At 59.3% G+C, this 26,647-nt stretch carries 21 protein-coding genes and 1 pseudogene; 12 read left to right on the top strand and 10 right to left on the bottom strand.

Annotated features, from left to right (window positions below; all coding sequences use genetic code 11):
- The first annotated feature begins 2 nt into the window (after positions 1 to 2).
- The 3 genes and pseudogenes from ACMGG8_RS26815 to ACMGG8_RS26805 form a co-directional block, all read left to right on the top strand.
- Positions 3 to 8,711 (top strand): hemagglutinin repeat-containing protein, encoded by an 8,709-nt coding sequence (locus ACMGG8_RS26815; protein WP_414158731.1) that lies wholly within the window; start codon positions 3 to 5, stop codon positions 8,709 to 8,711.
- Positions 8,711 to 8,980 (top strand): hypothetical protein, encoded by a 270-nt coding sequence (locus ACMGG8_RS26810; RefSeq protein WP_129405509.1) that lies wholly within the window; start codon positions 8,711 to 8,713, stop codon positions 8,978 to 8,980. Before ACMGG8_RS26815 ends, ACMGG8_RS26810 begins: the two co-directional genes overlap by 1 nt.
- Positions 8,981 to 9,103: 123 nt before the next feature.
- Positions 9,104 to 9,986: pseudogene (locus ACMGG8_RS26805) on the top strand (hemagglutinin repeat-containing protein); the annotation flags it as partial.
- 32 nt (positions 9,987 to 10,018) lie between these two features.
- Here ACMGG8_RS26805 and ACMGG8_RS26800 read toward each other — a convergent pair.
- Positions 10,019 to 11,169, bottom strand: a protein-coding gene (locus tag ACMGG8_RS26800) for an IS3 family transposase (protein WP_414158730.1) whose coding sequence is annotated in 2 segments (ribosomal slippage) — positions 10,019 to 10,932 and positions 10,932 to 11,169 — 1,152 coding nt in all. Because the reading frame shifts where the segments join, the coding sequence is not laid out codon by codon here.
- A gap of 489 nt (positions 11,170 to 11,658) precedes the next feature.
- Here ACMGG8_RS26800 and ACMGG8_RS26795 point away from each other — a divergent pair.
- Positions 11,659 to 11,832 carry a putative adhesin gene (locus ACMGG8_RS26795; protein ID WP_414159984.1) on the top strand — a complete coding sequence of 58 codons (174 nt, stop codon included), beginning with the start codon at positions 11,659 to 11,661 and terminating at the stop codon, positions 11,830 to 11,832.
- A 3-nt stretch (positions 11,833 to 11,835) separates the two neighbouring features.
- The gene (locus ACMGG8_RS26790; protein ID WP_414158729.1) at positions 11,836 to 12,288 is read left to right on the top strand and encodes a hypothetical protein; all 453 of its coding nucleotides are present in this window, start codon (positions 11,836 to 11,838) and stop codon (positions 12,286 to 12,288) included.
- A gap of 500 nt (positions 12,289 to 12,788) precedes the next feature.
- Here ACMGG8_RS26790 and ACMGG8_RS26785 read toward each other — a convergent pair whose 3' ends face one another.
- Positions 12,789 to 13,061 (bottom strand): hypothetical protein, encoded by a 273-nt coding sequence (locus ACMGG8_RS26785; RefSeq protein ID WP_414158728.1) that lies wholly within the window; start codon positions 13,059 to 13,061, stop codon positions 12,789 to 12,791.
- A 288-nt stretch (positions 13,062 to 13,349) separates the two neighbouring features.
- On the opposite strand from ACMGG8_RS26785, the gene ACMGG8_RS26780 reads away from it, so the two are divergent.
- The gene (locus ACMGG8_RS26780; RefSeq protein ID WP_414158727.1) at positions 13,350 to 13,931 is read left to right on the top strand and encodes a hypothetical protein; all 582 of its coding nucleotides are present in this window, start codon (positions 13,350 to 13,352) and stop codon (positions 13,929 to 13,931) included.
- A 149-nt stretch (positions 13,932 to 14,080) separates the two neighbouring features.
- On the opposite strand, the gene ACMGG8_RS26775 is transcribed toward ACMGG8_RS26780, so the two are convergent.
- On the bottom strand, positions 14,081 to 15,028 hold the full coding sequence (locus ACMGG8_RS26775) for an AraC family transcriptional regulator (protein WP_060842779.1): 948 nt from the start codon (positions 15,026 to 15,028) through the stop codon (positions 14,081 to 14,083).
- Between the two features lie 118 nt (positions 15,029 to 15,146).
- On the bottom strand, positions 15,147 to 15,890 hold the full coding sequence (locus ACMGG8_RS26770; protein ID WP_414158726.1) for a DUF899 domain-containing protein: 744 nt from the start codon (positions 15,888 to 15,890) through the stop codon (positions 15,147 to 15,149).
- Between the two features lie 194 nt (positions 15,891 to 16,084).
- Between ACMGG8_RS26770 and ACMGG8_RS26765 the strand changes: the two genes are divergently transcribed.
- Positions 16,085 to 16,477 carry a transcriptional regulator gene (locus tag ACMGG8_RS26765; RefSeq protein WP_414158725.1) on the top strand — a complete coding sequence of 131 codons (393 nt, stop codon included), beginning with the start codon at positions 16,085 to 16,087 and terminating at the stop codon, positions 16,475 to 16,477.
- A gap of 1 nt (position 16,478) precedes the next feature.
- Here the strand turns inward: ACMGG8_RS26765 and ACMGG8_RS26760 are convergent, their stop codons facing one another.
- From ACMGG8_RS26760 to ACMGG8_RS26750, 3 genes are all read right to left on the bottom strand, one after another.
- On the bottom strand, positions 16,479 to 17,354 hold the full coding sequence (locus tag ACMGG8_RS26760) for a DUF6279 family lipoprotein (RefSeq protein ID WP_414158724.1): 876 nt from the start codon (positions 17,352 to 17,354) through the stop codon (positions 16,479 to 16,481).
- A 71-nt stretch (positions 17,355 to 17,425) separates the two neighbouring features.
- A complete protein-coding gene (locus tag ACMGG8_RS26755) occupies positions 17,426 to 18,145 on the bottom strand; it encodes a TorF family putative porin (protein ID WP_414158723.1) in 720 nt (239 codons plus the stop codon).
- A 198-nt stretch (positions 18,146 to 18,343) separates the two neighbouring features.
- On the bottom strand, positions 18,344 to 18,532 hold the full coding sequence (locus ACMGG8_RS26750; protein WP_016962619.1) for a hypothetical protein: 189 nt from the start codon (positions 18,530 to 18,532) through the stop codon (positions 18,344 to 18,346).
- 353 nt (positions 18,533 to 18,885) lie between these two features.
- Between ACMGG8_RS26750 and ACMGG8_RS26745 the strand changes: the two genes are divergently transcribed.
- The 3 genes from ACMGG8_RS26745 (at position 18,886) to ACMGG8_RS26735 (ending at position 21,205) form a co-directional block, all read left to right on the top strand.
- A complete protein-coding gene (locus tag ACMGG8_RS26745; protein ID WP_060838083.1) occupies positions 18,886 to 19,722 on the top strand; it encodes a S1 RNA-binding domain-containing protein in 837 nt (278 codons plus the stop codon).
- Positions 19,723 to 19,750: 28 nt separating this feature from the next.
- Complete coding sequence (locus ACMGG8_RS26740; protein ID WP_060842782.1) at positions 19,751 to 20,179, top strand: DUF2177 family protein; 429 nt, start codon at positions 19,751 to 19,753, stop codon at positions 20,177 to 20,179.
- 102 nt (positions 20,180 to 20,281) lie between these two features.
- On the top strand, positions 20,282 to 21,205 hold the full coding sequence (locus tag ACMGG8_RS26735; RefSeq protein WP_414158722.1) for a DMT family transporter: 924 nt from the start codon (positions 20,282 to 20,284) through the stop codon (positions 21,203 to 21,205).
- A gap of 8 nt (positions 21,206 to 21,213) precedes the next feature.
- Here the strand turns inward: ACMGG8_RS26735 and ACMGG8_RS26730 are convergent, their stop codons facing one another.
- Complete coding sequence (locus ACMGG8_RS26730; RefSeq protein ID WP_414158721.1) at positions 21,214 to 22,374, bottom strand: MFS transporter; 1,161 nt, start codon at positions 22,372 to 22,374, stop codon at positions 21,214 to 21,216.
- Positions 22,375 to 22,477: 103 nt separating this feature from the next.
- Between ACMGG8_RS26730 and ptrR the strand changes: the two genes are divergently transcribed.
- Positions 22,478 to 23,371 carry a putrescine utilization regulator PtrR gene (gene ptrR / locus ACMGG8_RS26725; protein WP_060842785.1) on the top strand — a complete coding sequence of 298 codons (894 nt, stop codon included), beginning with the start codon at positions 22,478 to 22,480 and terminating at the stop codon, positions 23,369 to 23,371.
- Between the two features lie 133 nt (positions 23,372 to 23,504).
- Positions 23,505 to 23,633 carry a PA1414 family protein gene (locus ACMGG8_RS26720; RefSeq protein ID WP_011059908.1) on the top strand — a complete coding sequence of 43 codons (129 nt, stop codon included), beginning with the start codon at positions 23,505 to 23,507 and terminating at the stop codon, positions 23,631 to 23,633.
- Positions 23,634 to 23,875: 242 nt separating this feature from the next.
- Here ACMGG8_RS26720 and ACMGG8_RS26715 read toward each other — a convergent pair whose 3' ends face one another.
- Together ACMGG8_RS26715 and speB are read right to left on the bottom strand one after the other, a co-directional pair.
- A complete protein-coding gene (locus ACMGG8_RS26715; protein WP_414158720.1) occupies positions 23,876 to 25,264 on the bottom strand; it encodes a sodium:solute symporter in 1,389 nt (462 codons plus the stop codon).
- A gap of 334 nt (positions 25,265 to 25,598) precedes the next feature.
- Entirely contained in the window at positions 25,599 to 26,549 is a 951-nt protein-coding gene (gene speB / locus ACMGG8_RS26710) for an agmatinase (RefSeq protein ID WP_060838089.1), read from the bottom strand.
- Between the last annotated feature and the right edge of the window lie 98 nt (positions 26,550 to 26,647).

Here is a 26,647-nt window from a genome sequence, read left to right as displayed (position 1 = left end):
ACATGGACGTTCGTCAGTTTGCCTTCCTGGCCCGCCAGCCTTCGGCTGCCCTGCAATCCCGTGAGTCCTTTTGGGGCCTGCCCAAGCGTGGTCTGGCGTTCATCCTGGCCAACATGATGTTCTGGCAGCCGGTGGTGGCGATGGCCGACGGCATCGTGGTCAACGGCAGCGGCACCAGCCTCGGGCAAGCGGCCAATGGCGTGCCTATCGTCAACATTGCTGCGCCCAATGGCGGCGGGCTGTCCCACAACAAGTTCAGTGATTACAACGTCGGCCAGCAGGGCGTAATTCTCAACAACGCCACGCAAAACCTACAGAACACCCAGTTGGGTGGCTACATCATCGGCAACAGCAACCTGGGTGGCCGCGCGGCCAATGTGATCCTCAACGAGGTCAATGGCGGCAGCCCCAGCCAGCTAAAGGGTTACACCGAAGTGGCCGGGCAATCAGCCCATGTCATCGTCGCCAACCCTTATGGCGTGACCTGCAACGGCTGCGGCTTCATCAACACCCCCAAGGCCACCCTGACCACCGGCAAACCGGTGATCGAGAACGGCCAGATCCAGCGTTACCAGGTGGACCAGGGCAGCGTCGCCATCGAAGGCGCGGGGCTCAACGCCAGCAATATCGACCAGTTCGAAATCATCACCCGCAGCGCCAAGATCAACGCCGAGATCCAGGCCAAGCACCTGGCGGTGATCGCCGGGGTCAACGATGTCGACGCCCAGACCTTGAACGCCACGGCACGCACCGCCAACCCGGCGGATGCGCCGCAACTGGCGATCGACTCCTCGGCGCTGGGCGGCATGTACGCCGGGGCGATCAAGCTGGTGGGTACTGAAGCCGGGGTGGGGGTGAAGTTGGCGGGGGACATGGCCACCAGCGGCGGCGACCTGCAAATCGATGCCAATGGCAAATTGACCCTGGCTCGTGCTCAGGCCCTGGGCGATGTGCAACTCAAGGCGCAAGAGGTGCAACTGACCGAGTCGGTGTACGCGGACCGGAACGCCAAAGTGGTTGCTGCTGAAAAACTGGCGGTGGACAAAAACCTGACAGCGGGCGGCAACGTGCACCTCGAAGGCCGGCAGGTGGTCAGTCGTGGTCAGCTTAATGCGGGGCTCCAGCGGCAAGAGGCTATCGAGACCATCAATCCCAGCAGCCATCTGCAGCTTCAGGGCGGCAGTCTGACCAATACCGGCACTATCAACGCCCGGGGCAGCCTCACGACTGATCTGGAGCGCCTGGATAACCGGGACGCGGAACTGGTGGCTGCGGGTGATCTGCACCTCAAGGCCGGTCGTGTTGATAACCGTGGTGGTCAGTTGATTGGCCAGCAAGCTCTCAAGGTTGAGGGCAGCAGTCTGGATAATCGTGGCGGGACCCTGGCCGCCGAGCAGTCTGTCAAGGTGGTACTCGACACTCTGGACAACCGCGATCAGGGCCTGCTGCTCAGCAAAAGCGCAGACTTGACCCTGAACACCGACAGCCTGGATAACCGCCAGGGCACCCTGCAAGCCAACCAGGGCGAGCTCAAGGCCAGGGTCAAACAGGTCCTCGACAACGGCGGCGGCAAGATCCTCACGGGTGCCGGAAAACTGAGCCTGGAAGCCGATGAACTGCGCAACCAGCAAGGACGACTGAACGCCCAGACCGGCAAGCTTGAGGTCAAAAGCGCGACCTTCGACAACACTCAGGGGCAGGCCCGCGGGGCGGCAGTCGAGATCAGCAGCCGCTCCCGTCTGCTCAATGATCAGGGGCATGTGCTGTCCACCGCAGGCGACTTGCAGCTCAAGGGCGGCGAGCTCCGCAACAACGAGGGCGAGATCGCCAGCCAGAAGCACCTGCAACTCTCCGTCGACAGCTTGCAGAATCAGAAGGGCAGCCTCAGCGCCGAAACCATCGGGCTGGCGCTTTCCGGCAAGCTGGACAACGACGCGGGGCTGATCGAGGCCCGGGAAAGCCTCGCGGTGGACGCCGGTTCAGTGAGCAACGCCAAGGGTCGTTTGCGGGCCTTGGGCGAGCAGGGCGAGAGCCGCTTCAGCATCGGTGGTCGTTTCGATAACGACCAGGGCCTGGTGGAGATCGGCAATCAGCGCTTGATTCTGAGCAGTGGGGGCTTGAGCAATCAGCAAGGGCTGGTGCGCCACCTGGGGCAACAAGGCTTCGTGTTGTCCCTGGCGGACGCTGGCAATGCTGGCGGTAGTTTCATCACTAACAGTCGGCTGGATCTGGACCTGGCGGACTGGAGCAACACCAGCCGGATCCAGGCACAAAAGATCGGCTTGAAGGTCGGGACCTTCACCCAGACCCGCACTGGCAAGCTGGTCTCGGTCGAGGGGGTCGAGGCTAGTGGTGATCATTGGATCAACGACGGCGGCCTGGAAACCGATGGCGACCTGAAGCTGATTCTCAGTGGTTCTTACCAGGGCAACGGCCTGCTCAAGAGCCAGGGGCGCATGACTTTCGCTGCCGCCCGCGCCGACCTTAGCCAAGAGGCCGAAGTGCGCAGCGGTGCTGCCGCCGATTTCACTCTCGGCGGTCACCTGCAGAACCTCGGCACGCTCACGGCCGCCGGCGACCTGCAACTCAAGGTCGACAGCCTGACCAACCAGGGCACCCTGGGGGCGGGCAATGCCCTGCACATCGAAACCCCGACCCTGGTCAACCAGAGCGGGCTGATCTTCAGCGGCGCCGACATGCAGCTGGAAACCAGCAGCCTGACCAACGACAAGGGTGACATCTACAGCCTTGGGCGCCTGGATGTGAATGCCCCGGGACAACAACCGGCCAGCCTGATCGAAAACATTTCCGGCACCATCGAAAGCGCCCATGGCATGCAGTTGCTGGCCAATCGCCTGGTGAACCGCAAGGAGAAGTTCGCCTTTATTCCGGCCCTGACCTCCGGGCGTATCACCTTGCACTTCACCGACAACTGCAAGGGCAAGCACTGTGCAGCCTCCTACTCGGTGACCGAGGTCTACGGCACGAAAATCACCGAGGACTCCCAGCGCGGTAACCTGATTTCCGGCGCCGAGCTGACCTTCAAGGGCGACAGCTTTGAAAACCAGTTCAGTACCATTTCTGCCGCCGGCGACATCAGCTTGCAAAGCAACAGCCTGAAGAACATCGGTGCCGGTGGTGGCGAGATCCGCAATTACGCTTACTCGATCTACACCAAGGACGACGGCGCCTACTACACCTTCATCAACAACATGGGGCGCTACAACGCCTACAACGACCCCAACTCTGCCAGTTACAACCCTGCGGCGATGCCATTGGGAGCGATCGCCCTTGGTAGCCTGAACGGCTTCAGCAAGGTTGAGACCTCCGGCAGTGGCGAAGTCGCCGAGGCAGTCATCCAGGGCGCCGGCAAGGTGGACATCACCGGCACCCAACTGCTGGAAAACAGCGTGATTCGTCCGGGTGAAACCGTGGCCGCCAGTGCCAGCCGGGTCGGCCTGACAACCGTGGACAGCAGCACTCAGGCCCTGCCACAGCTGAACCTGCAAGCCGCTCCGGACCTGCAGCAACAAGCGGTCAACCCTCTGGCCTTGCCCGGTTTCAGCTTGCCGCAAGGTGACAGCGGCCTGTTCAAGGTCAGCCGCAACCCGCAACACAAATACCTGATCGAAACCAACCCGGCGTTCGCCAACCTCAAGCAGTTCATCAGTTCCGACTACCTGCTCAGCCGCATCGGTTTCAACAGCGACCAGACCCAGCGCCGCCTGGGCGACGGTCTCTACGAACAACGACTGATCCGCGAAGCGGTGATCGCCCGTACCGGCCAGCGCTTCATTGCCGGGCTGGACAGCGACGAAGCGATGTTCCGCCACCTGATGGACAACGCGATCGCCAGCAAGACCGCCCTTGACCTGTCACCGGGTGTCGCCCTGACCTCCGCCCAGGTTGCGGCCCTGACCCACGACATCGTCTGGATGCAGGAACAGGAGGTCAACGGCGAGAAGGTCCTGGTACCGGTGCTGTACATGGCCCAGGCCAACAACCGCCTGGCGCCCAATGGCGCGCTGATCCAGGGGCGCGATGTGAACCTGATCTCCGGCGGCACCCTGGCCAATCAGGGCACCCTGCGCGCCAGTGCACAACTGCAAGCCAGCGCCCAGAACATCGACAACAGCGGCCTGATGGAAGCCAACGAACGCCTGTCGTTGCTGGCCACCCAAAGCATCCGCAACGCCCAGGGCGGGATTCTCAAAGGCCGGGACGTCAGCCTGGTCGCGACCCAGGGCGACGTCGTCAACGAGCGTTCGAAAGTCAGCCAGGACACCCGTTATGGCGGCGGTATCCAGCACAACGACTACCTCAACAGCGCGGCTCGGGTCGAGGCGGGCAACAGCCTGAATATCGACGCCGGACGGGATATCCGTAACAGCGGCAGCGTGCTCCAGGCCGGGGGGGATGCAAGTCTCAAGGCGGGGCGTGATCTGGCGTTGGTGGCCACTGAGCAAGTGAACAGCAGCAGCGGGCGCCACAAGAAGACCAGCTGGAGCCAGAGCCAGACCACCCAGCACGGCAGTGAAGTGCAGGTCGGTGGCAATCTTTCCGCCACGGCCGGCCAGGATCTGCAGATAGTGGCCAGCAAGGTCGCTGCCCAGGGCAGCCTGGCACTGGCAGCGGCGCGTGATGTCTCCATCGAGGCTGCGGCCAATGAGAGCCACCGCGCGTCGAAGAGCAAGAAGGTCACCAGCAGTAACGATCAGGTACGTCAGCAGGCATCCTCGGTGACCGCTGGCGGCGATCTGTCGATCAAGGCGGGTCAGGACCTGACCTTGGTGGCCAGCCAGGTGAAGGGCGAGCAAAACGTCGCGCTGGATGCCGCTCGCGATCTCAATCTGCTGTCCGCCAAGGACGAGAGCGCCTCTTTCTACTCGAAGAAGAGCAAAGGCTCCTTCGGGCGTAGCAGCAGCAAACAGCAGGAGAGCTACCACAGCACCAACGTCGCCTCTGTGGTCGAGGCCGGGAAAGACCTGACCCTCAACACCAGCAAGAAAGCCGATGGCGGCATGAGCATCAACGGCGGCCGCGATGTCACGGTGATTGGCAGCCAGCTCAAGGCCGGCGCAGACCTGATGGTCGGCGCCACCGGCGATGTGGCGGTCCTCTCCGGTGTCGAGGAGCACGGTTCCTACAGCAAGAAGACCAAGTCCGGTTTCCTCGGCCTGTCCAAAAGCGGCAAGAGCCAGTTGCAAACCACCGCGACCCAGGTCGGCAGCGAGCTGAATGCCGGCAACGATGTGGTGGTTGCTGCGGGCAACGATATTCGCTTGCGGGCCAGTGAAGCCACGGCCGGCAACGATGTGGAACTGCGTGCCGGGCTGGTCAAGGACACGGGTGACATCAACCTGGTTTCGGCCAACGACACCGCCTACAGCCGCAGCGAGCAGTACAAGAAAAAGGTCGGGCTGTCCTCCTCCGGGGCCAGCGTCTCCTTTGCCTCGGCCAAGGAATCCGGGCGCCAGGCGCAAAGCAGCACCAGCGTGGGCAGCCAGGTGCTGGCCGAGCGCGATGCGAGCCTGAAGGCCGAGCGCGACATCAACGTGGTGGGCAGCGGCATCAGCGCCGGGCGCAATGTCAGCCTCGACGCCGGCCGTGACGTCAATGTGGTGGCGGCACAGAACAGCTCAGCGGAGCAGGACTGGAAAAAGAGCAAGCAAGTCGGCGTAGGCGTCAGCAGTGACGACAACGGTGTCAGCCTCTTCGCCGGGGCCGAGCGCAACAAGGAAAAGAATCGCGTCGAAACCCAGACCGCCGCCGCCAGCCAGATCAGTGCCGGTGCAGACCTGTCGGTCAACGCCAAGCGCGACATCAATCAGATCGGTTCCGACCTTCGGGCCGATCACGACATCAACCTGGTGGCCGGCCGCGACATCAAGATCGACGCCGCCCGGGAAGTGCGGGTGACCGAGCAGCAGCGTGAAAGCGAGCGCAATGGCCTGGGCGTCACCCTCAACCACAACTACGGCAAGACCAAGGACGCCGTCAACGGCGCCGGCGACGGTGAAAACAACACCAGCAAAGCCTCCAGCACCCTCAAGGCCGTCGACTCGGTCAGCCAGTTCCTCGCCGGACCGACCGCTGACGTCAAGCTTGGCAACAGCAAGCAAAGCAGCAGTCAGGAGATCATCGAGCAGAGCAACCGCTCTTCAACCCTGCAGGCCGGCAACGACCTGAACCTCACGGCCAACAACGACGTGACCGTCAAGGGCAGCCAGTTGGGTGCCGGGCGCGACATCAACGTCAAAGGGCGCGACGTCACCCTGGATGTGGCCAAAGGCAGCATCAGCGAGGAAACCCGCAATACCGAGATGTGGGGCGGCATCCACGGCGGCACCAGTGGCGGCGTCAAGATCGGCGTCGGAGGCAGCTTCGGCACCGCCAACACCGAGAGCAGCCAAGGCTCCTCCACCGTCACCCAACTGGATGCCGGGCGCGACATCAACCTCAAGGCCAGCAACGACCTGAACCTGATCGGGACCCAGGCCCAGGCCGGACGCAACATCGACCTGGATGCCGGCAACGACCTGAACATCCGCGCCGCGCAGAACGACCACAGCAGCGAAAACAACCGCAACAGTGGTGGTGGGGAGATGGGCTTCACCTTTGGTTCAGAAGGCGTCGGTTTCTACGTCAGCGTCAGCATGGGCAAAGGCAATCTGGAACGTGAAGGCGAGCGCCAGCAAGAGGCCTATCTCTATGCCGGGGACCGTCTGGGCTTCACCAGTGGCAAGGACACCAACATTGCGGGTGCCAACCTGCGTGGTGATGAAGTGATCGGGCGTGTCGGGGGGGACCTGAACGTCGCTTCGGTCGCCGACACCGGCAAGGTCAAGGGTAAGGAATTCGACATCAGCGTCACCGCCACCTTTGGTCCTGCCCCGGGCCTCAGTGGCTCAGTCGGTTACGGCCAGACCACCGGCAAGACCGACTGGGTTGAAGAGCAAACCCGCATCACTGGCAAGAACAAGGTCGATATCCGCACCGAAAACCACACCCAGATCGACGGTGCGCTGATCGCCGCCGACAACGGCAACCTCAAGCTGGATACCGGCACGCTGGGCTTCAGCGATATCGCCGGTAAGGACAAGGAGCACGGCTATTACCTTAACGTGGGCGGCACCTACAGCTCCGGTAGTGGCACCACACAAGACAGCAGCCAGGTGGGTAAAGGCAAGGAGGGTGAAACCGGCTGGAGCGTCAGCGGCTGGGATTACCAGAAGAACCGCGAGCAGATCGTGCGGGCCACCGTTGGGGCGGGCGAGATCGTGGTGCGCAAGGATGCCGAGACCGGGGCCGATTCGACGGCCGGGCTGAACCGGGATGTTAGCAAGGCGTATGAGATCACCAAGGATGAAGAGTCGCGTACGGATTTGTATGCGAGTAGTTCTTCCATTGACGCTGCACTCAAACCGGGTGAAACGCTGAAACAATGGTCTGATGGGTTGCTCAACTATGACAAAACTGCACTGAATAACTTTAACAAGGCGGCGTCAGCGCTCAACGTGATGATTAATCGCGTGGATAAAATTTTAGGGCGTCCCATGGATGCTCGTGCGGAAGCTGTGGCAGGGAAGGACTTAGCAGAAAGTACACTTGAGGCACTGATTCTTTCCGGTAAAAGTCGCCGCGAAGCTATGGCGATGATGGGAGATCAAAAGTTTATCGATGGTGTTCTTGTTGGTATCGCCTCATTAAATGGTATCGAACCGAAGGTTCTGGAGGAAATTGAAAGGGTCGTAGAGCCCAGTAACAACGTTCCTAGCCAAGGTTCGCTGGTGCTGAAAGAAACGCAGGTTAATCCCACTGGGATATTGGAGCTTCAGGGAACTTTAGAGAGTCTTGCGGCAGCTCAGAAATATATTAAGGAAAATCCAGAGCAAGCGGAAGCTGTAGGCTATGTTATGGCTGCTGCGCAGGGGCCTAAAGGTGTTGCGCAGTTTCTGGTGATGAAAGCTATTGAGGGAACAGAGTTTGGTAAGAAGTTTGCTGAAAATATGGGTAAGGTGGAAGCCTACGCGGGAAAAGCAGCAGCACAGGCTATTCAAGGGACAGAGTTATACCCGAATTTTCAAGAAGATGCCTATATAATTGGCGGTGGCGAGCTGATCTATAGCATCTTTACTGGTGCGTTACCGGGTAAGAAGGGAGCGAAGGGCGAGGCTCATGTTTCTGTTAACGATGGCAGAATTAATGAACGTGGGGGGAATTCTGCTGGTGATACTGGAAAGGGGGGCGCTGGGTCAGTAGATAAAACTGTACACGATACCAATACTAATCTGCCTGTAGTTCGTGAAGGGAAAGTAGTTTATGAACCATTGGCTAGGCCTGATGCAAATGAAATTAGGGCTGGGTCAGGGTTTGCAAAGCTTGGATATGATGTTAAATATAAAGCTACCGCATCGGATCTAGGAGTTAAAGATGTAAGAACGCCAGATATGTATGTGTCTGGTATTGGGAAGGTTGATGTTTATACGCCGAACACAGCAAATCAAAAAAATATTATAAATGTTATTGAGAAGAAAAAGTCACAAGCTTCATCTGTTTTGACGCAGATTGATTTGTCTGGAGTTGAAATGAAAAGTATTGCAGATAGGGTTTGGGGCAAACCCAATGCTAAAAATATCCATACATTATTTTTTCAGGATTCAAAAGGGCAAATACATCGTTTTGATCGTCCGGTCTTAGGAGGTAACTAATGTCAAAGTTACAGTGTGAATGTGGTTGTGTAATGGTTGCTCGTACAATGGAGGAGGAGTTTTTATATGATTTTGTTCCTCAGAAGGTAATCGTTGGATTGCTAAATAAGTGGGAGGCTGCTGGTGCTAATTTTAGTAGTGATGATTTTTTGGATTTATATAATGAGTTTAGAAGAGATGCATACAAGTGTCCGTCTTGCGGTCGTATTCTATTGCAGGTTGATGAGGGGGGGGATGCGTTTGATAGATATAAAAAGGAAGTTGACTAGTTGCTGTTTGAGTGATTGTGGTTTTTGATAAGTTTGTTGCTGTAGTAAGTGGGTTTTGCGAGATGTAGATGTAATGGCTTGCTTGATTGGGTGAGTCCTTTTGGTTGTACATAAGAGAGCTCAAACCTCAAGATCAGCAGCGGCTTGAAGGTCCGCGCCGAGCAAAACGACAATGATGGTGGGGAAGTGGGCATCACTGTCGGTACCGAAAAGAGATGGCGTTCTATGCCGGCGTGACAATCTGGAGTGTGAAGGCGAGCGCCATCAAGAGGCTTATCTCTATGCCGGGGACCGTCTAGGTTTCACCAGTGGCAAGGACACCAACATTTCTGGTGCCAACCTGCGTGGTGATGAAGTGATCGGGCGTGTCGGGGGAGACCTGAACGTAGCTTCGGTCGCCGACACCGGCAAGTTCAAGGGCAAGGAATTCGACATCAGTGTCACCGCCACCTTTGGTCCTGCTCCGGGGCTCAGTGGCTCAACTGAAAACCACATCCAGATCGACGGTGCGCTGATCGCCGCCGACAACGGCAACCTCAAGCTGGACACCGGCACCCTGGGCTTCAGCGATATCGCCGGTAAGGACAAGGAGCACGGCTATTACCTGAACGTGGGCGGCACCTACAGCTCCGGTAGTGGCACCACACAAGACAGCAGCCAGGTGGGTAAAGGCAAGGAGGGTGAAACCGGCTGGAGCGTCAGCGGCTGGGATTACCAGAAGAACCGCGAGCAGATCGTGCGCGCCACCGTCGGGGCGGGCGAGATCGTGGTGCGCAAGGATGCCGAGACCGGGGCCGATTCAACGGCCGGGCTGAACCGGGATGTGAACAAGGCGTATGAGATCACCAAGGATGAAGAGTCGCGTACGGATTTGTATGCGAGCAGTTATTCCCTTGGCGCTGTGGCGAGCCCGAAGAAGGCGTATGAGCAGTGGAAGAAGAGTGTTGAGTTGTATGGGGAAAAAAGCCGGGAGACGATGGTAAAGCTGTTCCTTCTCTTGGCCAGCATGGGCGTTCTAATTGAATCGCCCCGGATTCTCTAGACACCTTGCAAGCTCATTGCGTAACGCTTTTCAAACTCTACCGGCGACAGCTGATTGTTGAAACCATGACGACGTTTCGCGTTGTAGAACATCTCGATGTAATCAAACACATCACTACGTGCACCTTCCCGTGTGGGGTAGATTTTGCGCTTGATCCGTTCCCGTTTCAGAAGCTGGAAAAAGCTCTCGGCCACGGCATTGTCATGACAGTTGCCTCGACGACTCATGCTGGCAACCAAATTGTTCGCCTTCAAAAAGCTGCGCCAATCGGAGCTGCTGTATTGGCTGCCTTGGTCGGAGTGAACCATCACCTCCTGTTTCAGTTTACGCCTCCAAACCGCCATCAATAACGCATCAATTGCCAAATCACTGGTCATCTGCGACTTCATTGACCAGCCAACGACCTGACGAGAAAACAGATCCAGCACCACTGCCAAATACAGCCAGCCTTCATACGTACGAATGTAGGTGATGTCGGTGACCCAAACCTTGTTGGGTTCTACGACATCGAACTGGCGCTTCAGCAAATTGGGTGAGGCTACCGCTGGCTTACCGCCGTACTTTCCAGGGCGACGTCGATACCCTGTCTGAGAGCGCAGCCCTTCAAGACGCATCAGCCTCGCCACACGATGGCGACCACAGTCTTCTCCGACCTCGCGCAGATCATCATGGATTTTTCGATACCCATAAACGCCGCCGCTCTCCAGCCATGAGTGCTTGATCAAACCCAGCAGTCGCTGATCGTCTTTAGCTCGTGCAGATTGCGGCTCAGACAGCCAGGCGTAATAACCGCTGGGATGGACTTTCAGCGTCAGGCAAAGCCGTCGAGTCGAATAGTCGCCCGCGCGCTGTTTGATAAAGGCGTACTTCAGCCGCACTCCTTGGCAAAGTACGCGGCGGCCTTTTTTAATATGTCTCGCTCTTCAGTCACCCGCTTGAGTTCCGCTCGAAGACGACGCAGCTCAGCGTGCTGATCATCATCCTGCTGCCGTTCTTCTTGAGGTTTGCTGTAGCGCTTTATCCAGGCATAGAGGCTATGCGTCGACACGCCAAGACGTGCTGCCACATCGGCGACAGGCAGCTTCTTTTCGGTCACTTGATTGACTGCTTGGATTTTGAATTCTTCAGGGTAACGCGGGTTGCTCATGGCACCTCCTAATTGACCTCAGTTTAAGGCAAAGAGGTGTCTACGAAACCCGGGGCGATTCATGATGCATTAAATCGAAAGGCTATTAGCGATGTAACTACTATGGGAAGTTTAGCTCACGTACCAGCTACTTGGTTAGGGAAGCTATTGGGTGCATTATTTGGTCGAAGTGTAATTGTTGGAGGGGAAGCGGCAGGCCTGAAACTCACGGGTAACCTACTTGGGAAGGAGAGGTCTCTCGGGAGCGCTGCGGGACACGCCTATGCTGGTGGTGTTCTTGAGGGAGGAACTGGTGCCGCATATGCTGGTCATGGTCAGTACAGATATGGAGTCGGGGAAACTATTGTGCCTGAAGGAACAGCTATAACTTTGCCCCGAGAGGGCATTCGTATCACAGACGCAACTGGGTAATTTATCGAGCGTGGTGATTGGGAGGGATTATTCGCAGCAGTGTTAAAAAATCCTCGTATTGCTAACGATATTGAAGGCATGGCAACTTGGTTGCCCGGTGCTAAAGTTCTTAATTACTCTCTTAGTGCGCCTACAAATCTGGTGATTTTGAAAAATTCATCAACGGTGGAACAGCGCACATCGCTTTCTGAATTGCTAAAGTCCTACGCAGGGTGTGTACAATGGGCTGCATGTACAGAATTCGTGAGGTGATTTATGTATTTTAAGGATTTGAGTGATTATTCTTACTATTTAAGTGGTGGGCTACCTAGTGTAAAGAATGTCGGCTGGATAGATTCAAGGCATTATTTTGAACGAGGTGATGTTCCAAAGGCTGTTGTTGATAAGCTGCATCAGCTGATAGCTGGCTCTGCTGTATTTGATGCTCATGTAAATAAGATACGAGGTATTCATCCGTGTAATTTATGCGGCGAGCGAAATGTTGAGGTCTCTGTAGGTAGTAAAAATATATATATTGGTAGCTCTGAGATTTGGGTGCCGTATGCTTGCGCTGATGGGTATTTTGCCTCCCCTACGATGATAGTTCACTATATAGAAGTGCATGGATATAAGCCGCCGGATGAATTTATTGAAGCGTTAATGGCTGTGGATTTAGATGTGGAGTACTCGGCTCAAGATGCTTATATGCTGGCTGTTTCTAAGGTTTGAGTATGGTGTTTAAGGGCGATTTATAGAACGTTGTTGGTGGTGAGGGGGTAGTCAGAAAAGATGGTCGAGTTATTATTTGCTGCCGCTATCGATCTTTGGGTTTCGATTCTCAGATGGTGTAATGACTTTGGATGAGATTTGGTGGCTATCTTTGCACTAAGAACATTAAGTGGCTCACGAGATAAGAGGGGGCTGAGTTTTGTCGCCTTGTTATGAATTGTTTCGAGCTGGAAGACGTTCTTGACTTAATTTTCCTGAAGTTGGATGAGCCAGTGAGGGATAGGGTGGTTTGGCTTTTAGAGTGTTTTGGAAAATACATAGGCTCAAGATCCATGTTTAGATTATCCAAGTCCGTGGTAGAAATGGATGTTGTTGGCCGTTATCTGCGTCAAGGAAGCATTATTGAGCACTATTACTAAGAGAACAGGTCTGTTTTTGAACTATAGGTGTATGGTCAATCACGAGAGAAAAAGGGCGACCTTCAAGCCGCCCCTTTTTGCTTACTGAAGCACTTGCTCTTGCATTCGCCTTGTCGTCACATCCATCAAATCACACCCATCGCGTAGCAGAATGCTGCACAGCAGCGACAGTTCCTGCAGCACCACTGCACCTTTGGGCGCTTCATCAGAAACTGCGAGGTTCTCCAGTAGTTGAGTCACAGCGCGAATGCGATACGCCGCTGCATCGTGCAGGACGTCTGTGGGAGCTTGGGTGTCGATCAGCAGTGAGGGAATGTTGCAGTCGTGGCCGGTTATAGCTTGATAACGCGTCATTTATTGAGCCTCTTTAGTTTGACTGAGGACTCTGTAAATCAGGTCGCCAAACCCGGTCGTCCTTTCAACGACCCCTCGACTATATCCAGCGCCCCCCCTGTCCTTAAAGCCCCATTCCTACTGGATTGTCTGCTTCTGCCGTAAGGCAATTCCTAATTTGTCGAGAGTATCTTTTCAAGCCGGTCCGCCACGATTTTCCTGGCTTACAATGCCGCCGCTTATCGCCATGCCACAGTTGGTTTTCAGGTGGCGGTGCGTTGTTGAAAACCCTCTCAAGGAAGATCCGTCATGCGTCTGTTGTCTCTGCTGTTCAGCTTCGTTCTGCTCGCCGGTTGTGCTTCAACCCCGGACTATTACATCTCGCCCAAACCGGTGCAGATTCCCGCCACCGCCACTTACTGGATCGACACCTTCAACCTGCAACTGGTGGGCGAGAGCGAGCGCTTTCTGCCCGAGGACAAGCTGCGTCAGCAGCTGGGCATGGAGTTGATCCGGCAATTGGGCAATGCCAATCGCTACGCCGCCAGCAAGGACAGCGCCGACTACCTGCTGGATGTGAATGCGGTGTACAAGCGCCGCCTGAGTGATTCCAAGGGTGGGCTGGTGTCGATGGTCGTCGATGACAATACGATCCTGGCCAGTGTCGATTTTGGCTACAAGGTCCAGGTCAAGCGCGACGGCGCCGAGGTGTTGCATTTCGCTCAGGAGCGCAACGGTTTGCAGCCTGCCGGAGCCATGGGCCAGTTGCGTAATATGAAGAGCATGCTGGGGGTGATCACCAACAGCGGTAATTCGGATGTGGAGAACTTCTACATTCGCGCTCTGCCGAAGTTCATTGTCAGTGATATCAAGGCCATTCCTTCGCGCTGAGTAGGTGTGTGGCTGGATGGTAGGAGCGAGCTTGCTCGCGATGAGCCGAGGGCGCTGCGTTCTTTCAGTTGCGGCGCGTTGTCGTTGACGTTCATCGCGAGCAAGCTCGCTCCTACATGGGGTATGGATGTATCAGTCGGCCTTTTGGCTTATAGCGCCCTCACCGGAATACAAATCTCACACTCCAGCTCCCCGGTCTTGATGTCGTAGTACGCATCCGCCGGATAGCGTTCGAACGCCGGGCGCGGGTCGAACTGCATGCCGCTCTTGGGCAGCCAGTCGCGGCACAGTTCGATCCAGGCATCGCCGATGTCCGGGCCAAGGCCGCGGTAGGCCGCTACGGCGTACAGGCCGCCGGGCAAGGTGGTGATCACGGCGGGAGGGCCGGCCTTGAAGTCTTCGTGCACTTCGACGCAGGCGTCGTAGCGGCATTTTTCGGCCGGGGTGAGGTCCGGGTCGTCGTGGCCGATGCCGTAGCGCACGCGGTTGAACAATCGGTGTTCGAGCATCCATGGCATGACGGTTTCGCGCCAGAAAACCCCAATGCCCGGGCCGTAGGCACCGATGTAGCGCAGGTAAGCCACGCGGGTGGCGGGCAGCTGCTGCAGGGTGACGTTCATCGCTGTTTCCTTCAGGTGAATGAAGGCGTCAGGATCGTCGAAGGCGGGAATGTGGGTCTGATCAGGATTGCTCAATTCACGCAGGCGCCGTTCTCGGATGTCGTCGAGGCGGCGGTGCCAGCGTTTCGGTTCGGTATCGCGCCAGGTGCTGGGGGAGACCGAGAAGTGTTGCTTGAAGGCTCGGGAGAAGGCTTCGCCGGAGCCGAAGCCGACTTCCAGCGCGATTTCCAGGATCGAGGCTGCGGGGCGACTGGCCATGAGGTAGGCGCCGCAGGCCAGGCGCCGGCGACGCAGGTAGGCGCCCAGGGGCTCGCCGACCCAGGCGCTGAACAGGCGGTGGAAGTGGTAGGGCGAAAAATGTGCCACCCGCGCCAGGTCCGTCAGCTCCAGGGGCTGGTCCAGGTGTTGGTCGATGTACTCCAGCACCCGGTTCATGCGCAGGGTGTATTCGTGGAGGCTGTGGTAGGCGGCGCTCATGTCTTCAGATTAGTTGGCTGTGAGGGTCGTCGTAGTCTGCCGCAGATTTGTGCCATTTGTGTGTGCGATTCGCCGGCAAGCCGGCTCCTACGGGAGGTTTCTGTCGGCGAACAGGCTGTCAGTCGTCACAGCAGCAACTGCTGCCCTTGCTCCGGGGTGTTTTCTGGTAACGGTCGTGGTGCCGAACCCAGTCCATGATCTGTTCTTCGTTGCGCCCCTTGGGCGTCAGGTCGAGGAAGTTGTAGGCCCCCAGCAACAGGTCCAGCCCGCGGGCATAGGTGGAATATGTGTGGAAAATTTCACCTTGCGGGTTGCGATAGAACACGCTCAGGCCGGGTAGCTCCCGCTCGTCGCCACTGACCTGTTCGTAGTTGTAGCTGGCGGTTCCCTGGGCCAGTTGCTCGTCGCTGAGGCTCACGCCAAAGTCTTGGTTGAAGTCGCCGCCGGCGCTGGAGTACCAGTCGAAATGCCAGCCCATGCGTTGGCGAAAGGCTTGGAATTGGCCGTAGGGCGCGTGGGATACCGCCACCAGCGCCACATCGTGGTGGGCCAGATGCAGGTTGGCGCCATCGAAGTGGTCCGCCAGGAACGAGCAGCCCTTGCAGCCCTCTTTCCAGCCGGCGCCGAACATGAAGTGGTAGACCAGCAGTTGGCTGTGGTCGCCAAACAGGTCCGCGAGGCTTAGCGGGCCATTCGGGCCTTGAAACTGATAGGGCTTGTCGATTTTTACCCAGGGCAGCGCCCGGCGTTCGGCGCTGAGCTGGTCGCGCTGGCGGGTAAAGGCCTTTTCGTGGATCAGATGCTGTTTGCGGGCTCGTAGCCATTGTTCCCGGGAGACCACGGGATGATCGGTAACGGGCATGACATTTCTCCTCTGGCAGTGGGCGAAGCGTCTTACACACGCTAGTCGTTTGACTCCGGGGCAGATCGACAAACCGCCCAGCGGTTTTCCGCTTGGGGGGCGCTGGCCTGGGTGGATTTCCTGAACGGCTGAAAAGCCTGTCGGTCACAACCTATGAACGGCATTTCATTCTTGTGTCTGGAGGTTGAATCAGGATGAGCACTTACAACTGGGATCTGATCGAACGGCTGTTGCACGAAGTGCAGAACGGCGCCGGCCACAGTTTCACTCCCCGTCCTTACGCCGAGCAGCATGCGGCGGCCAAGGCGGCGGAAGGTGAGGCCACCGGTAACCTGGATGATCTGAAAGTCACTGCTACCGAGTACGAAAAGCTGCTTCTGGACCGGGGGTTTATCGAAACTCGGCCTGAGGAAGAGGGTGGCAACGGTGAGAATTTCATCCTGACACCCCGGGGCTCCAGCCTGCTGTGCCTGCTCGACAGCAGTATTCCGGGTCATGAGCATCCCCGTCAGGTGCTGGATGAGCAGGCCGATGCCCTGGCGCCGGAAACTTTCGACGAGTTGGCCTCCAAGGCTCAGATCGCCTAGCTCAGGGCGGGTCCTGGCGGGCGTTCTGCAGGCATTTGAGTTCCGCGAAATCCTGGCGTACGCCGTCGATCTTCTTCAGCAGGCGCTGGCGCTGCTCAAGGCTGCTGGTGGCCATCAGGTCCACCAGCAGGTGGCGGGCGGCCTGTTCGGTGCGGGCATAGGCCTGGCGGTAATCCTCTGTCCATAACTGCTCGCGGTTCACCAGCAGTTGCTCGATGCGTTGTGGGAAATCGCTGTTTTGCCGTTGCGCCACGGCGGCGCTGAACTGTGCCTGCCAGTGGATGCGGTTGGCGATCCACTGCTGGTTCTGTTCGCCCAGGGACGCCGACCATTGCTCGATGCGTCGTTGCTGGTTGGGACTCAAGGGGCCGAGCCAGGATTTCAGGCGTTTGCTCATGCGCTGGCTGCGCTGTTCTATCTGCTGCGCCAGGGATGGTTTCAGGTATTGCTCGCGATGTTCCTGCTGGTCCTTGGCAAAGGCGTTGTTCATCTCGGCGACTTGTCCGTCGTCCAGGCCCTGGAGCAGCTCTACCGCGGAGGGCACGATCTGCCGCGCGGTTTCGGCGATGGCTTGCTTGGCTTCCTGGGTTCGCTGTTGCAGGGCTTGGTCACTGACCTGATTGCTCTGCACCATGGCTTGCAGGCGATCAAGCCAGTCCAGGTAGCCTGGCAGTTGGGTGGTGCAATGCCAGCTCAGGTGCTGCTGCAGACGCTGGTTGAACCAGCTCTTCTGCTCGCGGTTCATGTCCAGGTAGTCGTTGAGGGTCCAGGGGATGATCACATCCAGGTTGCGATAGGCTAGGCCTACCCGGCTGCAGGCGCCGAGCAGCAGGCTGCAGATCAGCAGCGGGATGAGCAGGTGCCAGCGGCGGGCCATGGGCGAGTCCTTGCGAGTGCGGGTTGCTGTATCTGAACCCGCCGGGCCGCTGACAGTTCAGAGGCCTGTGCCTAGTAAAACGTCCGTTCGGCCTTGAAGGTGAGCAGGCCGTCGCACTGTGGGTTGTGCCCGGTGTAGGCACTGCAGTCGCTACCGCGCAGGCTTGAATCACTGTAGATCAGCTTCAGATCGATCCCCCGCCAGGGCCGCGAGAATTTGATCGACCAGTCATTGAAGCCTGCCACTTCACTGCCGTTGGCCACGGCGACAGCATTGGTCAACTGGTACGCGGTGTATTTGACGCTGATGCCTATGCCGAACGGCGAGTTGCCGCCCAGGTCGGCGAACAGGGCGCTGTTGCGCATGGCCGGGTCGTTGCTGAGGGCGGCGCCAAACCGGCTGCCCAGCAGGCTCAGGCCGCCGTAGAACTCCTGGCTGTTCTGGGTGCGCCGCTGCGGGTAGTTGTAGTGAATGATCCCCAGTTCGTAGCCCAGGGTCTGGTCGAAGGGACGCTTGAAGCCCAGGTAGGCGTCCACTTCAAGCGGGCTGGCGGGGTTCAGGCCCATGCTGGGGGACCATTGGCCGAAGTACCAGCCGCTGTCGTGGCTCAGGTCGAGGCCGCCGTGCAGGGAGTCGCTGGAGGCGGGTTTGACCAGGCCCTGGGCCATGCTGCGGCTGGGGCTGGTGCCCAGCTTGAGGTCGAAGGCGCCCAGTTCTCGCTGGACTGTCTGGCCCAGGGCGATGGGGCAGGCCAGTAGCAGGCTGAGGGCCAGTGTGGCGGATTTGAGCATGCAGCACTCCTTGAACGGCGGGGAGTGACAACCTGAAAGTCGGCTGAAACGATTTATCCGGAAGGCGGCAAGAATACCGGCGAATGCCTGGGGATGAGGGCCGTTCGTCGATTTTTGCTGGCGTTGGGCGGGGAGCGGGGTGCCAGTCCTAGCGCTTTGAGGGCAAAGCGCTAAGGGACCAGGATAGAGCGTGGGGAATTACTTCTTACCGAGGCTGATCTGCTTGGACGGGCCGAAAGTCTGGCCGCTGACGCCTTTGGCAATTTGCTGGATTTCGCCGCCGGACTTGAGGAAGGCTGCGATTTGTTCGTTGATCGATTCGCTGGTTTCAACGGCGGGAGCTGGTTTTGCTTTGCTGTTGGAGGCTTTTACTCGCATGGCGGCCATTTAACCTTTCGGGAAAATTAATTTGGCCAGGCATCTTATCAGAAATACTTGACAATTGCTTGGTAAATATCCTCTGGAATAACGCGCGGCTTTTTGTGTTTTTTTCTAAGTTGATCTCGCTGATATCTACCTAAGTGGCTGTTTTAAATAAGGACTACTGGCGGGCAAGGCGGTCTTGGCGCTGCGGATTCCGCTCGGGCAGGTGCGCCTTTGCCTGACGAGTGGCCGCTTGATCGGCGCCAAGGCCAGAAAAATCAAGGCTGTTCATGGATTTTTTCCCTGGGCGACTCAGGAGCATCAACGCCACTGTGGAAAACAGGTAGAATGCCGCCCACGTAACGAGGGTATTGGAAATGGCTTTAGTCGGGCGCTACAACAGTTTGCAAGTGGTAAAACACACTAACTTTGGTTTGTATCTGGATGGCGGTGCGGACGGCGAGATCTTGCTGCCCAATCGTTATATTCCCAAGGATATTCCCAGTGAAGATGAAGACTGGTTGAATGTTTTTGTTTATCTGGACAGTGCCGACAAGTTAATCGCAACTACTGAAAAGCCGAAAGTTCAAGTCGGCGAGTTCGCCAGTCTTAAAGTTGTCGAAGTTAACAGCATCGGGGTATTTCTGGATTGGGGATTGCCCAAGGATCTGCTGCTGCCGTACTCCGAGGAAAAGCGCCAGATGAATGCCGGCGAATACTGCGTGGTGCATGTCTACCTGGACAAGCACACCCGTCGTATCACCGCCACGGCCCGCCTGGACCGCTATCTGGACAAGACGCCCGCCAACTACAAGGTGGGCCAGGAAGTCGACTTGCTGGTGGCCGAGTCCACCGACATGGGCTTCAAGGCCATCATCAATAACAAGCACTGGGGCCTGATTCACAAGAACGAGGTGTTCAAGTTCCTGCGCTCTGGCATGCAAGAGAAAGGCTTCATCAAGGAAGTCCGCGCCGACGGCAAGATCAGCCTGAGCCTGCAACCTGTGGGTGAAGAGGCGGCCACCAGTCTGAACTCGAAGATCCTTGCCAAGTTGCGGGAGAACAATGGTTCCCTGGCGGTCAGCGACAAGAGCGATCCGGCATTGATCAGCAGTTTGTTCGGGGTCAGCAAGGGCAACTTCAAGAAGGCCATCGGTGCACTTTATAAGCAGGGCCAGATTGTCATCCACGCAGATCGCATCGAGCTAAGCTGACACTCACTTCACGCTGCAGGCGAGTCTCATGAAAACCACTCTGGTCGCCTGGCTCGCCACCCTGCTGGCGTTCCTGCTGCTCGACGCGCTTTGGCTGGGGCTGATGATGGGCCCCACCTACCGCGCCCAGCTGGGCTCGCTGCTGCTGGAACAGCCACGGCTCTTGCCGGCGGCTCTGTTCTACCTCCTCTACGTGACTGGTTGCCTGCTGTTCGCGGTACGCCCCGCCCTGCAACAGGGTGGCTGGCGTCGGGCTGCGCGCCTGGGGGCACTGCTCGGGCTGGTGTCCTACGGCACTTATGATCTGAGCAACTGGGCGACCTTGCAGGCCTGGCCGGCCGCCCTGGCGCTGCTGGATATGGCCTGGGGCATGCTGGTCAGTGCCCTGGCCAGTGGTTTCGGCGTCTTCTGTGCCTGCCGTTGGGCACCTGGTGCTGGACGCGGGCCGCAAGTCTGAGCGGGTTTGCCACTGGGTTTTGCGCCGCTGTTCAGCCCGCTGGGGTGTAACTTTTTTATCTTGGGTAGGTGTCATGTCATTCAAACACTGTGAGGCACTGTGGTGAGCATCGAACGGCGCAACGCCGATGGCTTTGCCCTGCAAGTGATGCTGGGGTTGTGCCTGATCTGGGGCGTGCAGCAGGTCATGATCAAGTGGGCGGCGGCGGACATTGCTCCGGTGATGCAGGCGGCCGCCCGTTCCGGGATTTCGGCGCTGCTGGTGGCCCTGTTGATGTGCTGGAAGGGCGGCTGGTCGCAGATTCCCGGCACCTGGCGCGCCGGTCTATTGGCCGGCGCCCTGTTCGGCCTGGAGTTTTTGTTCATTGCCGAGGGCCTGAAGCTCACCAGCGCCGCGCACATGTCGGTGTTTCTTTATACCGCGCCGATCTTCACCGCCCTGGGGGTCAATTGGCTGCTGCCCAGTGAGCGTTTGCGGCCCTTGCAATGGCTGGGGATCGTTCTCGCATTCATTGGCATCAGCATTGCCTTTGCCGGTGGCATCTCCCTCGACAACCTGGACCTGCGCATGCTCCTGGGCGACCTGCTGGGATTGCTGGCGGGGCTGGCCTGGGGGGCGACCACGGTGGTGGTGCGGGCTTCACGGCTGTCGGAGGCGCCTGCCACCCTGACCCTGTTCTATCAGTTGATCGTCGGATTTGTCGGCCTGTTGTTGATTGCCGTGCTCAGCGGTCAGGTGACCCACGTCAGTCTGACCCCGGTGGCGGTGGCCAGCGTGCTGTTCCAGGGGCTGGTGGTGTCGTTTTTCAGCTACCTGACCTGGTTCTGGCTGTTGCGCCGCTATCTGGCGGCAAACCTGGCGGTGTTTTCCTTCATGACGCCGATGTTCGGCGTGACCTTCGGCGTGCTGTTGCTGGGTGAGCCTTTGAGTCTCAACTTTGTGCTGGGGGCGCTGCTGGTGCTGCTGGGCATCACTTTTGTCAGCGCCGAACAATGGTTGCGTCGGCGGATCAAGCGTTTGCTGTAAGCCGCTGTCTAGGACGCCAGCGGGCAGCGCTGTGTCGCGGACCGCGGTTGCCAGAGCAGGCTGGCGCCGAGCAGCAAGCCGCAGCCTGCGACCACCAGCGCCGGCTGCAGATTGCCGCTGAAATGACTGCTCAGGGCCGCCAGCAATGGACCGCTCAACTGGCCCATGGCGAAGCAGGCGGTGAGCAACCCGGCATTGCGCTGGGCCGACTGTGGTGCCAGTTCCCGTGAGCGCTGCATGACCAGTTGCATGCAGGCCAGGAACGGCGTGCCACACAGCAGCACTCCCAGCACCAGGCCCAGGCCACTGCCCAGCAGGCAAGCAAAGACTCCCGCCGCCTGCAGCCACAGGGTCGCCATCAGCCAGTGCCGAGTGTTGTCCGGGCGTTGTCGGCGCAGGCTGACCAGGGCGACTCCCAGGGCGGCGGCCAGGCCGAAGCCGGGCCAGAACAGATCGGCTTGCCACTGGCCGTGAAAGCGCGCGCTGGCCATCTGCGAGAGAAAGGTCGCGGGAATGATGTAGCCCACGCCGTACAGGCCATAGACCAGCCCCAGGCGGCCCACGCTTTGCTCATTTTCCGCGGTCGGCTGGGGGGTGAGCCGCTGGCTGCTGGAGGTCCGGGGTAGGATCGGCAGGATCACCAGCAGCATCAGCAAGGCCACGGCGCCATACAGCAGCCACAGGTTGGCGGAGCTTTGTCCCAGCCGATTGGCGCCCAGGGCCAGCAGGCCGGTGAGCATGATCCCCAGCCCCGGGCCGGCGAACACCAGGGCTCCCAGGCGGGGCCGGCCTGCCGCCAGGGCCAGGGGCTGGCTCAGGGCCGTGATCATCACCAGCACCCAGGCACTGGCCAGGCCGGTGCCGAAGCGCAGCGCCAGGTGCGGCCAGAAACCCCGAGCCCAGAACGAAGCCAGGGTCAGCAACACACATAACCACAGCCCACCCAGCAGGCGGGCCCGCATCTGGCCCGGCTGCCGGGCGAACATGGCGTCCAGAGCGCCGATGAAATAGCCCAGGTAGTTGGCGGCGGCGATCAGTCCGGCGGCGGTCAGGTCGACCTGGCCTTCGCTGATCAGGTGCGGCAACTGTGGCGTCAGGGCGAAGCGGCCAATGCCCATGGCCATCATCAGGGCAATGAAACTGGCAAGCAGGCGCAGCAGGGGGGACATGGTGGTCTTCCATCGGCAAGGACAATGACCGTCAGGCTAGGGCGGATTGACTTTCATTAAAAATGAATAATAGTGAGAAACCTGTTCAGTTTTGGAGAAGGTCATGGAGTTCAGCCAGCTGCGTATTTTCCAGGCTGTGGCCGAGGAAGGTTCCATCACCCGGGCCGCCGAGCGCCTGCACCGGGTGCCGTCGAATCTCTCGACCCGGCTCCGGCAACTGGAGGAGCAACTGGGCGTCGAGCTGTTTCTGCGTGAGCGCCAGCGCTTGCAACTGTCACCGGCGGGCAAGGTCCTGCTCGATTACGCCGCTCGGTTGTTCGCCCTGCACGACGAAGCTCATGCCGCGGTGCAAGGCGGTCAGCCGGCCGGGGATTTCGTCCTCGGCACCATGTACAGCACCGCGGCCATTCATCTGCCGGCGCTGCTGGCGCGCTACCACCGCACCTACCCGGCGGTGAATCTGCAGGTGCAGTCCGGGCCCAGCGGCGAGTTGCTGGAAGGCTTGCTCACCGGACGCCTGGACGCCGCCCTGGTGGATGGTCCCCTGGAACTGGCGGGGCTGGATGGCGTGCCGTTGTGCGATGAAACCCTGGTACTGATCAGTGAGGCCGATCACCCTCCGGTGCGCACTGCCCGGGATGTGGAGGGCCGGGCGGTGTTCACCTTTCGTCAGGGCTGTTCCTATCGCATGCGCCTGGAGTCCTGGTTTGCCCACTATCACGCAGCCATGGGCCGGGCCATGGAGATCGAGTCCTATCAGGGCATGCTGGCCTGCGTGATTGCCGGTTCCGGGGTGGCGCTGATGGCCCAGTCGATGCTCGACAGCCTGCCGGGGCGGGAAAGTGTCGCGGTGCATGCTCTGGCCGAGCCGTTCGCCCACACCACCACCTGGCTGATGTGGCGCAAGGGCATGCTGGGGGCCAACCTCAATGCCTGGATCGAACTGCAGCAGGGTGCCTTCGGGCATCAGGTGCCGGTGCTGCGGGCCAATGGCTGAATAGCCTTGGCCGATTCGTCTCAATCCAGTAACAGTTCATTGCGATTGCGAGGCAGCGCGCAGGAAAAGTTAGGACTATTATCTGCTTGAGGCGGCGCAGTACCGCCGCTCGGCACGACCCTGAGGGGGCACTATGAAAGACAAACTGCAAAGCTGGCTTCACGACCTTGGCGTCGCTTTGGGCCTGATCGAGCCACCGCTGCAACCGGTGCCGATTCCTACCGACGAAGAGCTGCGGCGCCGTCAGCAACGTCGCCGTTGAGCTTGCCGCGAGTGCGGAGTGCAGACTCCGTCTCGCGCCTGGTTTTTCCCACCACGAGACGCTGGGCCTGATCCCGGGGTGTTCGTGCAACCCTTTATAGTCCTGCTCCTCTGCCTGGCTCCTGCAGCATTCAACCGCGTTGCCCGCCCGGCGCCTGGGCACTTTTTTGTGGGCGAAAAAAAACGGGTGCGGCCACCGACGCCGCACCCGTCGAAGAAAAGCTTCAGGCGTCCGACGTCAGGTCAGATCGCGTTGGCCAGCGGCACCGGGCGCCGAGAGAGCAGGCTCACCACCACGAAGCTCACCAGGCCCACGGCCAGGCTGTAGTAGATCGGGGTGTTGGCGTCCAGGCCATCCTTGAACATGAAGAACAGGGCCGTGATGAACCCCAGGGACATGCTGGTAATGGCTCCGGCGGTGGTGGCGCGTTTCCAGTAGATGGCCCCGATCAGCGGAATCAGCATGCCGCCCACCAGCAGGTTGTAGGCCAGGGTCAGGGCGCTGATCACGTCACTGACCACCAGGGCGATGCCCAGCACCACGATGCCCAGCAGCAGGGTCGCGATACGGTTCTCGTGGACGTCGCCGTTGCCGCTCTGGCGACCACCGCGCAGGCGTGGCAGCAGATCCTGGGTCACGGTGGTGGAAGCGGCCAGCAGGCCGGCGCTGGCGGTGGACATCAGCGCAGCCAGTGCGGCGGCTATGACCAGGCCGCGGATGCCGTTGGGCAGGCTGGTCTGGACGATGCTGGCGAAGGCGTTGTTGACGTTGTCCAGGTCCGGCAGCAGCACCTTGGCGGCCATGCCGATCAAGGCGCCGGCCAGTCCGTAGAGCACGCAGTAGAGGCCGGCCGCGGTTCCGGCGATTTTCGCGACGCCTTCACTGCGAGCGGTGAATACCCGCTGCCAGATGTCCTGGCCGATGAAGATGCCGAAGAAGTAGATCAGGAAGTAGGTGAGGATGGTGTCCCAGCCGATGGCGGTGAAGTCGAAATAGCTGGCCGGCAACTTGGCCACCAGGCTGTCCCAGCCGCCGGCGTCGACGATGGATAGCGGCATCAGCAGGAACACCAGGCCGATGGTCATGATCAGGAACTGCACGATGTCGGTCAGGGTCAGCGACCACATGCCGCCGATGGTCGAATAGAGCACCACCACACCACCGCCCACCAGGATCGAGACCCAGAACGGCAAGCCGAACAGCACTTGCATCACGGTGCCTATGGCAATGGTCGAGGTGGCCCCGATCATCAGGGCGTAGACCAGCATGATCAGTCCGCTGGCATGGCGTGCCGCGGGGTTGTAGCGGCGCTCCAGCACTTGGGTGACGGTATAGATCTTCAGTTTCAGCAAGGGTTTGGCCAGGAACAGGCTGAGCCCGACGATGCCTAGGCCGATGGCGCCACAGAGCCAGAAGCCGGAAATGCCGTGGACGTAGCCCAGGCGCACGGTGCCGATGGTCGAGGCGCCGCCCAGTACGGTGGCCGCCATGGTCCCCAAGTAGAAGCCCGGCCCGAGGTTGCGGCCGGCTACCAGATAGTCGTCACGGGTCTTGGCCCGGCGCATGCCGTACCAGCCCAGGGTGATCATGCCAGCGGCATAAATCAGTACTACGAGAATATCCAAGCCCATGTTCGGGTCCTCAAAAGCAAATTGTTATTGTTGTCGCCACCTGCGGATGCGCACGGCCAACCGTTCGACCGGTGGCGACCGGTCTATCGCAAGAATTGCGGTTGCTGGGCAGTTCAGGCCAAGGGCGGCCTGTTTCGAGAGAGGTCGTACAGGGTGCTGCATCGCGGGGCGGGGATCTGCGCGTCCCCGTTGTTCATGTGGTTAAGGCTGTTTTCTTTATTGTTATTCATGATCTGCTCCGATCACGTTGGCTAAGGTGTTGCGCTCCTTTGCATGACGGATCCATGGCCGCGCTCGTGCTTGAGCGCGGCACCAGCCCTCCCAGGGCCGGGATTCAGCGGTGGGCCACGCCGGGCAGTACGCAGAGCATTTCGTACAGCAGGTTGGCGCCCAGGAGCGAGGTGTTGCCGGTGGTGTCGTAAGGCGGCGAAACCTCCACCAGGTCGCAGCCCACCAGGTCCAGGCCCTGGCAGCCACGGACGATCTCGATGGCCTGGATGGTGGTCAGGCCGCCGATTTCCGGAGTCCCGGTGCCCGGTGCCCAGGCCGGGTCGATGCCGTCGATGTCGAAGCTCAGGTACACCGGGCCGTTGCCGACCTTTTCACGGACCTCGGCCATCAGAGGTTCCAGGGATTTGTGCCAGCACTCTTCGGCCTGGACCACACGGAAACCCTGTTTGCGGCTCCAGTTGAAGTCTTCGGCGGTATAGCCCTGGGCACGCAGACCGATCTGCACCACCCGGTCGCAGTCCAGCAGGCCTTCTTCCACGGCGCGGCGGAAGGTGGTGCCGTGGGCGATCTTCTCGCCGAACATGTGGTCGTTGACGTCGGCATGGGCATCGATGTGCACCAGCCCGACCTTGCCGTGTTTCTTGTGGATGGCCCGCAGGATCGGCAGGGTGATGGTGTGGTCGCCGCCCAGGGTCAGGGGAATCACGTTGTGTTCGAGGATGCCGTCGTAGGCCTCTTCGATGATGCGTACCGCGTCCAGCAGGTTGAAGGTGTTGATCGCCACATCGCCGATGTCGGCCACCGACAGGGAGTCGAATGGGGCGGCACCGGTGGCCATGTTGTAGGGGCGGATCATCACCGATTCGGCGCGGATTTCCCGCGGGCCGAACCGGGTGCCGGCACGCAGCGAGGTGCCGATGTCCAGGGGCACGCCGACGAAGGCCGCGTCCAGGCCGGCAGCGGTTTGCAGATGGGGAAGACGCATCATGGTGGCGATGCCGCCGAAGCGCGGCATTTCGTTGCCGCCCAGTGGTTGGTGAAGAATCTTGTCCACGGGATAGGCCTCATCGTTGTTTTATATTTATGAGGTTGAGGGCGCAGCAGGTGCCGCCCGATCAACCGAGTGGGCCGATTCTGCGAAATGTAGTTCGG

The organism is Pseudomonas sp. BNK-45 (assembly GCF_047456255.1).
Classification (GTDB): Bacteria; Pseudomonadota; Gammaproteobacteria; order Pseudomonadales; family Pseudomonadaceae; genus Aquipseudomonas.
The sequence above is the reverse complement of the archived record's forward strand: the minus strand, read 5'-3'. Positions and strand labels throughout refer to the sequence as shown.

Excerpts from the sequence above, each read along its gene's own strand:
- ACMGG8_RS26745 (WP_060838083.1), top strand. The coding sequence starts at position 18,886 with ATGGCTTTAGTCGGGCGCTACAACAGTTTGCAAGTGGTAAAACACACT.
- ptrR (WP_060842785.1), top strand. The coding sequence starts at position 22,478 with ATGGAGTTCAGCCAGCTGCGTATTTTCCAGGCTGTGGCCGAGGAAGGT.
- ACMGG8_RS26785 (WP_414158728.1), bottom strand. The coding sequence starts at position 13,061 with ATGACGCGTTATCAAGCTATAACCGGCCACGACTGCAACATTCCCTCA.
- ACMGG8_RS26730 (WP_414158721.1), bottom strand. The coding sequence starts at position 22,374 with ATGTCCCCCCTGCTGCGCCTGCTTGCCAGTTTCATTGCCCTGATGATG.
- ACMGG8_RS26760 (WP_414158724.1), bottom strand. The coding sequence starts at position 17,354 with ATGGCCCGCCGCTGGCACCTGCTCATCCCGCTGCTGATCTGCAGCCTG.
- ACMGG8_RS26790 (WP_414158729.1), top strand. The coding sequence starts at position 11,836 with ATGTATTTTAAGGATTTGAGTGATTATTCTTACTATTTAAGTGGTGGG.
- ACMGG8_RS26755 (WP_414158723.1), bottom strand. The coding sequence starts at position 18,145 with ATGCTCAAATCCGCCACACTGGCCCTCAGCCTGCTACTGGCCTGCCCC.
- ACMGG8_RS26740 (WP_060842782.1), top strand. The coding sequence starts at position 19,751 with ATGAAAACCACTCTGGTCGCCTGGCTCGCCACCCTGCTGGCGTTCCTG.
- ACMGG8_RS26810 (WP_129405509.1), top strand. The coding sequence starts at position 8,711 with ATGTCAAAGTTACAGTGTGAATGTGGTTGTGTAATGGTTGCTCGTACA.
- ACMGG8_RS26750 (WP_016962619.1), bottom strand. The coding sequence starts at position 18,532 with ATGGCCGCCATGCGAGTAAAAGCCTCCAACAGCAAAGCAAAACCAGCT.
- ACMGG8_RS26775 (WP_060842779.1), bottom strand. The coding sequence starts at position 15,028 with ATGAGCGCCGCCTACCACAGCCTCCACGAATACACCCTGCGCATGAAC.
- ACMGG8_RS26795 (WP_414159984.1), top strand. The coding sequence starts at position 11,659 with ATGGCAACTTGGTTGCCCGGTGCTAAAGTTCTTAATTACTCTCTTAGT.
- ACMGG8_RS26815 (WP_414158731.1), top strand. The coding sequence starts at position 3 with ATGGACGTTCGTCAGTTTGCCTTCCTGGCCCGCCAGCCTTCGGCTGCC.
- ACMGG8_RS26720 (WP_011059908.1), top strand. The coding sequence starts at position 23,505 with ATGAAAGACAAACTGCAAAGCTGGCTTCACGACCTTGGCGTCGCTTTG.
- ACMGG8_RS26770 (WP_414158726.1), bottom strand. The coding sequence starts at position 15,890 with ATGCCCGTTACCGATCATCCCGTGGTCTCCCGGGAACAATGGCTACGA.
- ACMGG8_RS26780 (WP_414158727.1), top strand. The coding sequence starts at position 13,350 with ATGCGTCTGTTGTCTCTGCTGTTCAGCTTCGTTCTGCTCGCCGGTTGT.
- ACMGG8_RS26765 (WP_414158725.1), top strand. The coding sequence starts at position 16,085 with ATGAGCACTTACAACTGGGATCTGATCGAACGGCTGTTGCACGAAGTG.
- ACMGG8_RS26715 (WP_414158720.1), bottom strand. The coding sequence starts at position 25,264 with ATGGGCTTGGATATTCTCGTAGTACTGATTTATGCCGCTGGCATGATC.